Here is a 13,277-nt window from a genome sequence, read left to right as displayed (position 1 = left end):
TGATATAACAACGATATTAACGTTTTGAGAACTGTGGTGAACGACGAGCGCCTTTAAGACCTGGTTTCTTACGTTCAAAAAACTTTAGGATTTCGTACAGTTGTATAGACTGTCTTAAGCCTTGATATTAAAGGGTTTCTGATTTTTTTCGATTGCATAGAATTGCATCAAATATCACTCAGGGGTAACTAAAGGGTAACTAAATAAACTGCTGGCCGGTGGTTATTTTAATAATAATAATCATTTCTTAATAAGATCTCATCCTTAAAACCTAATTCTTTTAATACGAAATACCTTAAAAATCTTTGAAGTAATTTAGCTTCTTCAAATAAATATTTATCATGATTTAGAATATTTTTTTCATCAATAACATTATTATGGATAAAATCATTTCTATCTTTTACCAACTTGTTGGAAAACGAGCTAATATTATCTGATAGACTTTTTTTCCTTCCTTTAGTTTTATTTACATGATTACTAAGTTGTTGCTTGTATAATTCTGGTAAGTTTTTAAATGTTAACTCTAATCTTTTTCTAAAACTATATATTCCTTCCTCATAGTTAATACGTTTCATGAAGTATTCAACATTCTTTATTCTATTACATATTACTTCTTCTAGTATCTTTTTGTCTTCTTCAAGATCTAGGTTAGACTCTTGTTCAGTTTTCTTTTCAAGAAATTCTCTATGATATATCTCAAAACTTCTGATTTTTTCTACATGAAAAGCTTTCACATCATATCTATAAAAATTTGGCTTTATTAATTCAGATGTCAAAGTATAGAATAATGGAAAGCTTTCAAACCAGCACTGCAAACTCAACTCTAAAGTATCTTTTACTTTTTCATAAAATGGAACATTTAGATTGTCATGAAAGTTCTTATCTTTTTCTTGATTAAAAATCCTGTAGATAGTTTCATCATTGTTTGTTTTTAATTTTATATAATTAAAAACTATAGATTTATTAAGCAGAATATTTAAGAAAAGGTTAATTTTAAAGAAGCTATATAAAGTTTCTTCCAGATCAATCGAATTATTAAACGATAATTTTAAATTTTTGTTTATATTTACCATATAAGAATTTCTTCTTACTTTCTCATTACCAATTAAACCATCTGATAATGCAATATTATCAGAAATAATATATTTATCTTTGGGATAGTTATTAAATTCTTCTTCTTGTATTCTTGAAGTTAGTTTAATTCCTTTATTAATCCAATTATTTAAAAAATCAAATCCAAAAGTTATTGATTTAAATTTTGTTTCATTATCAATAAAACTTCCAATATACATTTCTTGAACCAAGAAAGTAAATGTTGATATATTTCTTAATCCAACCCCTTTAACCTCTATTAGTTTTCTTAAGCTAATAACCTCTCCACTTTCTACATATCCATAAATAAAATCGATTTTATCATGGTTCCATTCTAAACTCTCTGTAAAAAGCTTTAAAGTTATATCTTCATCATTTTTAATTAATATACCACTATGCTTTTCAGTCATATTCTTATCTAATGACCAATATCCGAAAACTTCAAAACAATCATTTATTAAATTTTTTTTTATTTTCACTATTTAGTTCCTCATTATTTTAATTTCAATTTTAAACAAATTAATTTACACTATTTTATTTAGTTCTCGCTAAATCTTAAAAGGTAACCATCTAAATCTTTAACTGCCAATTCCTTTGGTGTAGTATATTGATCGTTAACGCGAAACTTCCTAGTAGTCAATGTTTTGTATATTGGGTAATCTTCACTTTGTAATTTTTTATAAAGAAGTTCAATATCGTTAACTGTAAATGTCTGATTCATACCTCTACCAAAGGGGTATGAATCAGACATTTACAGTTTCTTCAAGCATCAATTGGCTGCCATCTTTGGACAAGAAAACAAATTTATCTTCTTTCCTTTCATATTCTAATTTAAAACCTAATACTTCTATATAAAAGTTTTTAGAAGCCTCTATATTTAAAACTTCTAATTCAGGGATTAAAGTATTAAATTTCATGCATTACCTCCAAGCAGCTTTTACACTTTAAATTTCGTTAATATCAAACGTTCTTGAAAAATGTAAAACAGAATCATCATTCTTCATATCCATCTTTTTATATAACGACTGTGCCTTAGTATTATCAATACCTGTCTCTAACGTTACATAACGTGCATTATTTTTTCGTGCATATTCAAAAGTTTTTTCAATAAGCTGTCTCCCAATCCCACCTGTCCTGCTGTTTGAACTTACATATAAATCATTTAATATATATGCTCTTTGCAGACTTACAGTTGAAAATATTGGATATATTTGTACAAATCCAACTAATTCTTCTCCATTATCTGCTACAAATATCTTTGATTCATTACCAACATATCGGTCCTTAATAAACTTGGTACAAGACTCTATATCTGATTCTTTTCCATAAAAAATTCTATAATTGTTTAATAAACCACTAACTTGTTCTAAATCATCAATTTTAAATTCTCTAATTTTCATTACTCAGTCCCCTTAAATTATTTAGATTATTATTTTCAAATACTACTTCCAAAATGTTTTCTTAATTATATCTCTAACAAAAATATTGTTAATGAAATTGATGGATTTTCTTTATACTTTATTAAAAGACGTTTATCTTTAAATTCTATCTAACAAGTAAGGAATTTCTTCAATATATTTTTGTATTTGATTATAGGTTCCAACTACCTGAAGATAACCTATTTCTTTTTCATCATCATTATTATCAATATCACATGTTCTTTTCATGTTATAAAGCAACCATCCAAGCATACCACCTAAATTTCCATACATAGCTTTCGTTAAATCATCATTAATAGCATGACTTTCTCTATAACTATTTATCACTAAATTAAATTTTTCCTTATTTATATTACCCTTGCCATCTCTACTCCAGTTAGTCGCAACATCTATTAACTCAATGGCTGGATTAATATATCCTGTTGATTCCCAGTCGATAATGTGCGGTAATCTTTTTTTCCACAATACATTTTTTGAATCAAGGTCTCTATGACTTATGATTTGTATATCACTTAGGTAGCTCATTGAGTGATTATATAAATCAATCCATACTTTAATATTTTCTTTTAGAATATTTCTCTCTATACCCCATGCAACACCATTAACTGATACTTTATTAATTATCTGATCAAATTCTTGATAGTCCATTGTGTTATATTCTCTTTGAACTAAATCACTTTGATAATTTAAATGGTGTAACTTTGATAGTAATTTAGAAATAGTTATTAAATTGTTATCTTCAATTTCTTCTTGACCAAGGGAATGAGCTTCAACCCAGTCAAATACCATATAATATTTGTTATCAACAATTGTCCAAGGCAAATCATTATTATATTTTGCAGAGATAGCATCAATACCACTTTCTTTTGAAAAACAAGCAAATTTTTCGGAGAGAATATAATTATTAGGCGCTTTAGGTCGTGAGATGATTTCTTCATTCAATTGCTTTACTGCATATATTCCTTGATCAGTTTCTACTTTGTACATTTTGTGAAGAAGACCACCTGATATTTCACGTGGTGTAATAATTATTTCACTAACATTCATAAATGATAGTACTTTTAAAGCTAAATTCTTATCCACTTGTCACCTCATATTGTTATTTATAAATTTCTAACTTCGGCCACTTTGAGTACCAATCTTTTTCTTCGATTCTTTTTAAACATATAGCTTTTCTCTCTTCATTATCAAAGTATGGCGTTGGTCTGACGATTCCATTAAATAATTCTTCAAAATTGTAATTATAATGAATAACCACTTTATTATTAACTAACTTTATACAAATAGCTGTTGGACATTCAGGGTATTGATTTACAGCATCTACAGATGAATCATAAGGATCAGTCCCATTTCTTAAATGCATTCTTGCTTGATTTTTAACTGACCAAGGTATCTCTGAATTTAATCTATTCAACGCTTTTTCGTACTTCTTCTCAATACTTTCTTGAATGTCTGATACATCATAGTAAATAACATCTACATCGTTATATTCAGTCTTTATATTATAGTCATGAAGAACATCCCATATTTTATTTCTTATAAAACCAGCACTAATCCACCAATCTGATAGATTAAGTAATGAAACAGTCTTTAAGATTTCTATCATGTCTTTGTCAGTCTCAATAATATTTATCAATTCTTCCTTTGACTTTATAATCACGTTCTCAACACCTTAAAATGATATCATTTCTATTATAAAGAATTTTCAGTTAACTTTTATTATTAGTTTACCATAATAATATATCTAAAGTTCTATATTTATTATAATGAGGTTAACATTAGAAATATCTACTTTTATAACTTGGAGGAAAATATGAAATTAATAGATCAACATATGCATTGTGACGCATCATTTGACTGCAAAGAACCATATACAAATTATTTAAATAACAATGTTAATCAGATAATTTTTACGGATCATTTTGATTTAAATAATCCTATTTCAAATAAGGAAGATGATATACCCGATTTAGAAAAATTAAAAAGATATCAGAAAGAAGCTAAAGTAATTTATAATACCGAACTATTAATTGGTATTGAAGTTGGATATGTTAAGGAGAGAATTTCAGATATTAAAAAGCATTTATCATCATATAATTATGACTCTATTATCTTAAGTGTCCATCACAATAATAAATTCGATTTTATGGATCTTGATATTTCGACAATATCAAACGATCCTATTGACGAGTATCTAAATTTATTAATAGATGCTGTTAAAGATGTTGATTGTGCAACTATTCTAGCACATATTGACTATGGATTTAGAATTCATAATATCTCCTCAGAAAAATTGAATGATTATAAAGTACAGATTATTAAAATATTATCTAATATAATTTCTAAGAATATCGCACTTGAACTTAATACAAAAAGCATGTATAAATACGACAATTTATTTATATATGAATTTGTTATAGATCACTATATTGCTATGGGTGGAAAAGATTTTACGCTAGGATCTGATGCACATAAACATGAAGATATGTTCTATTGCTTTGAAAATGCTATCCAATTATTAAAATCATACAATGTAAATCATATAGTAGAGTTCAAACAAGGTGAAAAAATAATAAAATATATATAAATTTAACGTTATATATAGCAAATCACTTCTCTATTATTATTCGAGAAGTGATTTTAATATTTGCTTGGTAGTTCATAAATGAATTGTTATCTACTATATTCTTAGATTTTAATTTTATAAATATTTTCATCTATATCATTTCATTACTAAAATATTCTATCGCTCTTTGTTCAAGTTTAGAAACAAAATCTTTTTTAGCTTTACTGTATTCTCTTGTTTCATCATATTTACTAGCCAATATCTCTTTAAACCCACTGTACGACTTAACTTCTTCTGGATGTTCTAATAAATAATCTCTTACTACTAGGTGACGGTATATTTCAGGATGATCAAATTGATATATATGAATATGGTGTGTTCTGTTATCTCCACCTTTACGGAGTAATCTCCTACCTGTAATTCCCCATTCACCTGCTACGTCATAACCTAGCATCTCTAGTTTAGAATTAAACTGATTTATCTGATCAATGTCTTTAACTAATACCATCATATCAATCACAGGTTTTGCTTTCATACCTGGTACTGATGTACTTCCAAAATGCTCAAATTGAATAATTTCATCTCCAAAGATTTCTCTCATTACTTTACACTCATCTACATACGATTTTATCCAATTTTCATCATAATTAGTTAATCTAACTTTCATAAATAACATCCCCCTTTTCATTTATTAAGTACACAAACTTTCATAATTATATCAGGAGAATATGATACTAGCAAATATTATTGTTAGGTTTAATAATGTATGAATCCCAGAGAAAAACCAGGTCATTTCATATTGTTTCATACAGCTGCGTGTAATTGATTTTTAAACAGTTTTCAAGTAAATAGTTCCCCTAGGGGTAACTAAAAGGTAATTGAATATATCAATAAAAATGCAAAAAAACACTCTTTGGAATAATCCAAAGAGTGTTTGTAATCGTTGATAGATTAACGTTTTGAGAACTGTGGTGAACGACGAGCGCCTTTAAGACCTGGTTTTTTACGTTCTTTCATACGTGGGTCACGAGTTAACATGCCCGCGCGTTTTAACGCACCACGGTATTCTGGGTCTGCTTCAAGCAACGCACGCGCGATGCCGTGACGGATTGCTTGTGCTTGTCCTGTGAAACCGCCACCTTGAACGTTTACTAAAACGTCGTAGTTGCCTTTAGTTTCAGTCAGATCGAATGGTTGGTTTAAGTCTAAGATTAATGATTCAAATGGTAGGTAATCACGTACGTCACGTTTGTTGATAGTGATGTTACCTTCGCCCGGTACTAAACGTACACGTGCTACTGAATGTTTACGACGGCCTGTGCCTTGGTATTCAACTTGTGCCAATGTAATGTCCTCCTCTTAATTAACCACGTAACTCGTAGTTTACAGGTTGTTGTGCTTGATTTTTGTGTTCTGGTCCAGCATAAACGTGCAATTTTTTGCCCATTTTGTCGCCTAAAGAACCTTTTGGTAACATCCCTTTAATAGATGTTTCTAATAAACGTACTGGGTTTTTCTCACGTAATTCACCAGCAGTGATTGATTTCAGACCACCTGGGTGTAATGAGTGACGGTAGTAGACTTTGTCTGCTGGTTTGTTACCTGAAAGGTAGATTTTCTCAGCATTGATGATGATGACGTGATCGCCACAGTCAACGTGTGGTGTGAATGTTGGTTTGTTTTTACCGCGTAAGATAGATGCTACTTCTGAAGAAAGACGACCTAAAGTTTGTCCTTCTGCATCAACAACGTACCATTTGCGTTCGATGTTTGATTCGTTAGCCATGAATGTTTGACGCATTTCGATTTCCTCCTAAAATAAAAAAAATTCCCTCTGATTTCCTGTCTATATATCTGTAACACAATAAGTTTCCGGGGCTTATTGTAGTGGTTGATATTAAACAATACCGTTGTCTATCTTATAACACTCTGGGGTGAGTTGTCAATGATTATTGTGTAATTCTTTCTCTCTTTCTCTTGCTGATAATCTCTGTGCCGTCCGGCAGGTCAGCCCGCAGTTCTTCTTCAGTCAAATAGATCTTTTCAAGATATAATCCTTCAGCGGGCGCGGTCTTCCCTGCCTTCTCCCGGTTGCGCGCCTGGATGACGCCCGGGATGTCTTGTCCATCTTTCCTGCCTTGTCCGATGTCCATTAAGTGCTGCACCATAATTCTGACCATGTTGTAGAGGAAGCCTGAGCCGATGACGTGGAAGTCATAGCCGTCTCTTGTCTTTTCTACATTGAATGAGTAGATGGTGCGCTCTTTGTTCTCGATCTCTGTCTTCGCCGAGCAGAATGACGTGAAGTCGTGTGTCCCAAGGAAGTGCTGTGCCGCTTCCTGCATCCGTTTAAGATCCAGTTCGTCTGGTATATACGTCTCCCGGCCATTCTTCATGACGTCTCTGTGTGCGCCCTGATACACCTTGTAGCGGTATGCCTTACCGATGCAGTCGTAGCGCGAGTGATAGCTCTCTTGTATCTCTCTGACGGCTGTGACGTAGATGTCATCCGGCAGTGCTGAGTTGAACGCATGCTGCCATTTAGCGGGCGTCAGCTTGAGCGGTGTGTCAAAGTGGACGTACTGGCATAACGCATGGACGCCTTTATCCGTCCGGGATGACGGGTGGATCCGGACGAATGTTTTGTGCATCCGCTTCAATATACGCTCCAGTTCATACTGGACGGTGCGGCCTTCGTTCTGGATCTGGAATCCTTGAAAGCCTGCACCGTTATATGTGATTTGTAATAGTATACGCATCATGTCACCTCTATGTTCTAAAGTACAGTATTGCTAATGTCATCGGAATGACTGTCACGAGTGACCATGTGTCACGCTTCTGCCAGTCGAGCTTCCGGTATTTCGTCCGGCCGATGTCGCCTATGTAGCCGCGCACTTCCATCGCCACAGCAAGGTCCTCCGCGCGCTTGAACGCTGAGACGAAGAGCGGCACGAGCAGCGGTGTGATGGCTTGCAGCCGGCTGATGAAAGAGCCTGACGTCATATCAGAGCCGCGGGACATCTGCGCCCGCATGACCTTTGTCAATTCATCCATCAATGTCGGGATGAAGCGCAGCGCGATAGACATCATCAGCGCGAACTCATGGACAGGAAGCTTCCACTTCTTGAACGGGCCGAGCAGCGACTCAATCGCATCAGTGAGCGCTATCGGGCTTGTCGTCAATGTCATTATCGTCGTCAGGAAGATGATCAGCACAAAGCGTATTGTGATGAACAATCCCTGGACAATGCCATTGCTGTCGATAGAGATGATGCCGTAGCTGAACAGACGCGTCCCGCCTTTTGTCAGAAAGACGTGCATCAACAATGTAAAAATCAGCAGCAGCAGAATCGGTTTCAGCCCGTTGATGAGAAACGTCAGCTTCAAGTTCGACAAGTAGAGTATGACCAGTGTCATGACTAACAGTATGCCGTATGTCACTACATTGTTCGCCGCGAATATCGTGATCATCATCATGAAGACAAACACTATTTTCATCCGCGGATCAAGTCGGTGGACATACGAATCCATCGGCACATAGCGGCCGAGTATCATCTGATCAAGCATGAGCTGACCTCCAGTCGTCATACATCCGGACGAAGTCGTCGATGGTCAGTGCGAGCGCGGGGAATGTGATCTGGTGCTTCTCCTCCACTGCGCGCTGCAGCTGGACAATCTTCGGCGGCATCAGTCCGTAAGGCGTCAAGTCACGGCTGAAGACATCACGCGGTGTTCCTGTCATGACGAGCCTGCCTTGATGCAGCACACGCAGCTCATCCGCTCGGGCTGCCTGTTCCATCTGATGCGTGACGAGTATGACGGTGATGCCTGTCTGCTGCTGGATGTCATCAAATAACTGCATGATCTCTTTCTGACCGGCGGGGTCAAGGCCTGCTGTCGGCTCATCGAGCACCAGTATGTCCGGCTCCATGGCAAGCACTCCTGCTATAGCCACGCGGCGCATCTGGCCGCCTGACAGTTCAAAGGGGGATACAGTCATCAGTTTCGGGTCGAGTTTCAAAAGGCCGGCGAGCTCATACGCTTTCTTCGTCGCTGCTTCCGTACTGACACCGAAGTTCTTCGGACCGAATATAATGTCTTTCAGCACTGTCTCTTCAAACAACTGCTGCTCGGCAAACTGGAAGACGACACCGACTTTACGTCTTAAAGCAGCGAGGTGCTTATTTTTCGTCTTGTTATCGACTACAAGCTCATCGAACTGGACATGCCCTTCAGTCGGCTTCAACAGCCCGTTCAAGTGCTGGATTAATGTCGACTTGCCGGAACCGGTATGACCGATAACAGCATAGTACTTTCCTTCTTCAAAGGATGTATTGATCTGATGGAGGGCGCGCATTTCAAAGGGCGTCCCTTTTGAATAGGCATAGCCTGTCTGTTCAAATGTAATCATAAGCGTGCCAGCAGCTCCTCATCCAGTACAAATTCAGTCTTTCCCGTCAGTGCGTGATACACTTTCATCGAGAACGGCAGATCAAGCCCGATTGCGGTCAGACGGTCACCCTGCTCAAATATCGCTTCCGGTGTTCCTGCCATCACTAGCTGCCCTTGTTCCAGCACTAATATCCGGTCGGCATAAATCGTCTCTTCAAGGTCATGCGTAATCGCGATGACGGTCAGCTTCAGCCGCTGCTGCAGCTCGCGAATCACATTAAGAATTTCCAGCCGTCCTTCAGGATCGAGCATAGCCGTTGCCTCATCAAGAATAATGACGTCAGGTCTCAGCGCAATGATGCCTGCTATCGCCACGCGCTGCTTCTGACCGCCTGACAAGTGATGAGGCTCATGCGTCTTCATATGGCTCATGGACACCGTACGGAGCACGTCATCGACCCGCCGGTGCATCTCGTCATAACTGATGCCATGATTTTCAAGACCGAATGCCACGTCGTCTTCGACCGTCGCACCGACGAACTGATTGTCAGGATTCTGGAACACCATACCGACCGTCTTATGAACATCGTACCAGTTGGCTTCGATGACCTCTATCCCGCTCACGTTAATTGATCCGTGCTGCACCGGTATAATCGCACCGAGCAGCTTCACAAGCGTCGATTTGCCCGAGCCATTATGGCCGACGATGGACACCCATTCACCTTGTGCCACCGAGAATGATATATCCGTCAGCGCATTTCCTTCCCGTTCCTCATACCGATGACTCAACCCACTCACTTCAATCAACGTCATACACTCACCCCCTCATCAGCTGATCCTTTATTATTGCTGTTCATTCAATAGTTATAGTATAACAAAATCCACTTCATTGTTAACCGGTTATTTCATTCTAGTAAACATTCACTCAAGTATCTGCCTGAATGGTTACGACAATAAAAAAGCTGTATATAAACAAAAAACCCGGGCATCCGGATTTAATGAAAAAAGCGCGCACTCTGCCACAAGTTCACGCATTGCTGTGTTCAATTGTGGCAGAGTACTCTGAGCTAGACAATATTTGTGTGTGGCAAACATTATCGTTGCACTCATTTGCTTATAGTGTGTGTAAGTAAGATAAGCGATCCCCATAACCGGAATTATACTAATTCAATGATAACCATTTCTGAACCGTCTCCGCGACGTGGTCCAACTTTCATGATACGAGTGTAACCACCTTGACGCTCAGCGTAGCGTGGTGCAACCTCATTGAATAATTTTTGTACTGCAAATTGAGTAGTGTCATCTTCGTTAGTGATTTCAACACGACGTAATACTTGAGCTGCCTGACGACGTGCATGCAAGTCACCGCGTTTACCTAAAGTGATTAATTTCTCAACGATTTTACGTAATTCTTTCGCACGTGCTTCAGTCGTTTCAATGCGCTCGTTAACGATTAATGATGTCGCTAAATCGCGTAACATTGCTTTACGTTGATCTGAAGTACGGCCTAATTTTCTGTAGCCCATGAATCGTACCTCCTTTATCAGTCTTCTTTTCTTAATCCAAGACCTAAATCTTCTAATTTAAATTTAACTTCTTCTAAAGACTTGCGACCTAAGTTGCGAACTTTCATCATGTCCGCCTCAGATTTGTCTGCCAGCTCCTGTACAGAGTTAATGCCTGCACGTTTCAAGCAGTTATAAGAACGCACTGAAAGGTCTAATTCTTCAATCGACATTTCAAGTACTTTTTCTTTGTGATCTTCTTCTTTTTCAATCATGATTTCAGCGTTCTGTGCTTCATCTGTTAAATCCACAAAGATATTCAGATGTTCAGTCATGATTTTCGCACCAAGCGATACAGCTTCCTGCGGCGTCAATGAACCGTCTGTCCAGACATCCAATGTTAATTTATCAAAGTTCGTACTTTGACCTACACGCGTATTTTCAACGGTATAGTTCACACGCTCAACCGGTGTATAGATAGAATCCACTGGAATCACACCAATTGGTAAATCACTTGTGTTATTATCTTCTGCTAAAGTGTAGCCGCGCCCTGCATTAGCCACCAAACGCATTTTAAGATGTCCGCCTTGAGAGACTGTTGCAATCTGTAAATCAGGATTTAAGATTTCAACATCACTGTCATGCATAATATCTTTAGCTGTGACAACCCCAGCATCTTTCACATCAATTTCAAGCGTTTTATCTTCATCAGAGTAGATTTTAAGCGCCAGTTTTTTGATGTTCATGATCATTGTTGTTACATCTTCCACAACGTTCTCTACAGTAGAGAATTCATGTAGTACGCCTTCGATTTCAATGTTTTTGACAGCCGCACCTGGTAAAGAAGATAGTAGGATACGACGTAAGGAGTTACCTAAAGTTGTTCCAAACCCGCGTTCCAGCGGTTCAACTACGAATTTACCGAATTTAGAATCTTCACTAATTTCTACTGTCTCAATTCTAGGTTTTTCGATTTCGATCATTTATTTATCCTCCTTCAACAACGTCGAATAATTTTTTAGTTCGTCTACTATTGTAACTGTCTCCGAGTACTAAAAATTATACGCGACGACGTTTTGGCGGACGACAACCGTTGTGTGGTACTGGTGTAACGTCTTTGATCGCAGTGATTTCAAGACCAGCTGACTGTAATGCACGGATAGCTGCTTCACGACCTGCACCCGGTCCTTTAACAGTAACTTCAACTGATTTTAAACCGTGTTCCATAGCTGCTTTAGAAGCTGTTTCTGATGCCATTTGAGCTGCGAACGGCGTTGATTTACGTGAACCTCTGAAACCTAATGCACCAGCAGATGACCATGATAATGCATTACCGAATTCATCAGTAATAGTGACGATTGTGTTGTTGAATGTTGAACGGATGTGAGCTACACCGTTTTCAATATTCTTTTTGACTCTACGTTTACGTGATACTTGTTTACGTGCCATGAAATTCTCACTCCTTTACTTATTATTTCTTCTTGTTAGCGACCGTTTTAACTGGGCCTTTACGAGTACGAGCATTGTTTTTTGTGTTTTGACCACGAACTGGTAAACCACGACGATGACGAATACCTCTGTAAGAAGCAATCTCCATCAAACGTTTGATGTTTAAGTTTGTTTCACGACGAAGGTCACCTTCTACTTTGTAACCGTCAACCGTTTCACGGATTTTGTTTAATTCATCTTCTGTTAAATCGCGCACACGAGTGTCTTCAGAGATTCCTGCTTCTGAAAGAATTTTTTGTGCGGAAGTTTTACCGATACCATAAATGTAAGTCAACGCGATTACAACGCGTTTCTCACGAGGGATATCTACACCTGCGATACGTGCCATTTATAGTGCACCTCCATTTTTATCCTTGTTTTTGTTTGTGTTTTGGGTTCTCACAAATTACCATTACTTTACCGTTTCTGCGGATAACTTTACATTTCTCACAAATCGGTTTAACTGATGGTCTTACTTTCATGTTTATTACCTCCTATTTATGATGGAGTTCTTCTTATTTATAACGATACGTGATGCGTCCACGTGTTAAATCATATGGACTCATTTCAACTGTTACTTTGTCGCCAGGCAGAATACGAATATAATTCATGCGGATTTTACCGCTCACGTGCGCTAAGATCTCATGACCATTTTCTAATTCTACTTTAAACATTGCGTTTGGTAAAGTATCGAGTACTGTACCTTCTAATTCAATAACATCTTGTTTAGCCATTATCAATTGCCCCCTTATATAGTATTTAAGAAAAGTTGGTTGCCTTCATCCTTAACCAGAT

At 37.0% G+C, this 13,277-nt stretch carries 20 protein-coding genes; 1 reads left to right on the top strand and 19 read right to left on the bottom strand.

Translation table 11 applies throughout. The annotated features are described in order from the left end of the window. Positions 1–16: 16 nt before the first annotated feature. From rpsI (KFV11_RS01345) to KFV11_RS01320, 6 genes are all read right to left on the bottom strand, one after another. Positions 17–91, bottom strand: a complete 75-nt coding sequence (gene rpsI / locus KFV11_RS01345) for a 30S ribosomal protein S9 (RefSeq protein WP_367304778.1) — start codon at positions 89–91, stop codon at positions 17–19. A gap of 136 nt (positions 92–227) precedes the next feature. Further along, a complete protein-coding gene (locus KFV11_RS01340) occupies positions 228–1,571 on the bottom strand; it encodes an ApeA N-terminal domain 1-containing protein (RefSeq protein ID WP_254250119.1) in 1,344 nt (447 codons plus the stop codon). Between the two features lie 264 nt (positions 1,572–1,835). Then, a complete protein-coding gene (locus tag KFV11_RS01335) occupies positions 1,836–2,009 on the bottom strand; it encodes a VOC family protein (RefSeq protein WP_254250118.1) in 174 nt (57 codons plus the stop codon). 27 nt (positions 2,010–2,036) lie between these two features. Then, entirely contained in the window at positions 2,037–2,492 is a 456-nt protein-coding gene (locus KFV11_RS01330; protein ID WP_254250117.1) for a GNAT family N-acetyltransferase, read from the bottom strand. Positions 2,493–2,630: 138 nt separating this feature from the next. Then, on the bottom strand, positions 2,631–3,614 hold the full coding sequence (locus KFV11_RS01325) for a phosphotransferase (protein WP_254250116.1): 984 nt from the start codon (positions 3,612–3,614) through the stop codon (positions 2,631–2,633). Positions 3,615–3,630: 16 nt separating this feature from the next. Then, positions 3,631–4,191 carry a nucleotidyltransferase family protein gene (locus KFV11_RS01320; protein ID WP_254250115.1) on the bottom strand — a complete coding sequence of 187 codons (561 nt, stop codon included), beginning with the start codon at positions 4,189–4,191 and terminating at the stop codon, positions 3,631–3,633. A 153-nt stretch (positions 4,192–4,344) separates the two neighbouring features. Between KFV11_RS01320 and KFV11_RS01315 the strand changes: the two genes are divergently transcribed. Beyond that, positions 4,345–5,118 (top strand): PHP domain-containing protein, encoded by a 774-nt coding sequence (locus tag KFV11_RS01315; protein WP_254250114.1) that lies wholly within the window; start codon positions 4,345–4,347, stop codon positions 5,116–5,118. 130 nt (positions 5,119–5,248) lie between these two features. Here KFV11_RS01315 and KFV11_RS01310 read toward each other — a convergent pair whose 3' ends face one another. From KFV11_RS01310 to infA, 13 genes are all read right to left on the bottom strand, one after another. Beyond that, positions 5,249–5,764: a GrpB family protein gene (locus KFV11_RS01310; protein ID WP_254250113.1), complete on the bottom strand. Its 516-nt coding sequence runs from the start codon at positions 5,762–5,764 to the stop codon at positions 5,249–5,251. A gap of 284 nt (positions 5,765–6,048) precedes the next feature. Then, positions 6,049–6,441, bottom strand: coding sequence for a 30S ribosomal protein S9 (rpsI, locus tag KFV11_RS01305; RefSeq protein WP_246143134.1), 393 nt, complete (start codon positions 6,439–6,441; stop codon positions 6,049–6,051). A gap of 19 nt (positions 6,442–6,460) precedes the next feature. Beyond that, complete coding sequence (gene rplM / locus KFV11_RS01300; protein ID WP_149459097.1) at positions 6,461–6,898, bottom strand: 50S ribosomal protein L13; 438 nt, start codon at positions 6,896–6,898, stop codon at positions 6,461–6,463. A gap of 148 nt (positions 6,899–7,046) precedes the next feature. Continuing rightward, positions 7,047–7,856 (bottom strand): tRNA pseudouridine(38-40) synthase TruA, encoded by an 810-nt coding sequence (truA, locus tag KFV11_RS01295; RefSeq protein ID WP_254250112.1) that lies wholly within the window; start codon positions 7,854–7,856, stop codon positions 7,047–7,049. Between the two features lie 10 nt (positions 7,857–7,866). After that, positions 7,867–8,664, bottom strand: a complete 798-nt coding sequence (locus tag KFV11_RS01290; RefSeq protein ID WP_254250111.1) for an energy-coupling factor transporter transmembrane component T family protein — start codon at positions 8,662–8,664, stop codon at positions 7,867–7,869. Further along, the gene (locus KFV11_RS01285) at positions 8,657–9,508 is read right to left on the bottom strand and encodes an energy-coupling factor transporter ATPase (protein ID WP_254250110.1); all 852 of its coding nucleotides are present in this window, start codon (positions 9,506–9,508) and stop codon (positions 8,657–8,659) included. Before KFV11_RS01285 ends, KFV11_RS01290 begins: the two co-directional genes overlap by 8 nt. Then, positions 9,505–10,302 carry an energy-coupling factor transporter ATPase gene (locus KFV11_RS01280; RefSeq protein ID WP_254250109.1) on the bottom strand — a complete coding sequence of 266 codons (798 nt, stop codon included), beginning with the start codon at positions 10,300–10,302 and terminating at the stop codon, positions 9,505–9,507. Before KFV11_RS01280 ends, KFV11_RS01285 begins: the two co-directional genes overlap by 4 nt. A gap of 344 nt (positions 10,303–10,646) precedes the next feature. Then, entirely contained in the window at positions 10,647–11,015 is a 369-nt protein-coding gene (gene rplQ / locus KFV11_RS01275) for a 50S ribosomal protein L17 (protein ID WP_149459092.1), read from the bottom strand. Positions 11,016–11,032: 17 nt separating this feature from the next. Continuing rightward, a complete protein-coding gene (locus tag KFV11_RS01270; protein ID WP_149459091.1) occupies positions 11,033–11,977 on the bottom strand; it encodes a DNA-directed RNA polymerase subunit alpha in 945 nt (314 codons plus the stop codon). Positions 11,978–12,053: 76 nt separating this feature from the next. Beyond that, the gene (rpsK, locus tag KFV11_RS01265; protein ID WP_133443079.1) at positions 12,054–12,443 is read right to left on the bottom strand and encodes a 30S ribosomal protein S11; all 390 of its coding nucleotides are present in this window, start codon (positions 12,441–12,443) and stop codon (positions 12,054–12,056) included. 22 nt (positions 12,444–12,465) lie between these two features. Continuing rightward, the gene (gene rpsM / locus KFV11_RS01260; protein WP_133451650.1) at positions 12,466–12,831 is read right to left on the bottom strand and encodes a 30S ribosomal protein S13; all 366 of its coding nucleotides are present in this window, start codon (positions 12,829–12,831) and stop codon (positions 12,466–12,468) included. A 19-nt stretch (positions 12,832–12,850) separates the two neighbouring features. Continuing rightward, on the bottom strand, positions 12,851–12,964 hold the full coding sequence (gene rpmJ / locus KFV11_RS01255; RefSeq protein WP_017473641.1) for a 50S ribosomal protein L36: 114 nt from the start codon (positions 12,962–12,964) through the stop codon (positions 12,851–12,853). A 33-nt stretch (positions 12,965–12,997) separates the two neighbouring features. Further along, entirely contained in the window at positions 12,998–13,216 is a 219-nt protein-coding gene (infA, locus tag KFV11_RS01250; protein WP_001118443.1) for a translation initiation factor IF-1, read from the bottom strand. Positions 13,217–13,277: the final 61 nt, after the last annotated feature.

Source organism: Macrococcus equipercicus, from assembly GCF_024205945.1.
Taxonomy (GTDB): domain Bacteria; phylum Bacillota; class Bacilli; order Staphylococcales; family Staphylococcaceae; genus Macrococcus; species Macrococcus equipercicus.
This window is presented reverse-complemented; position numbering and strand designations above follow the sequence as displayed.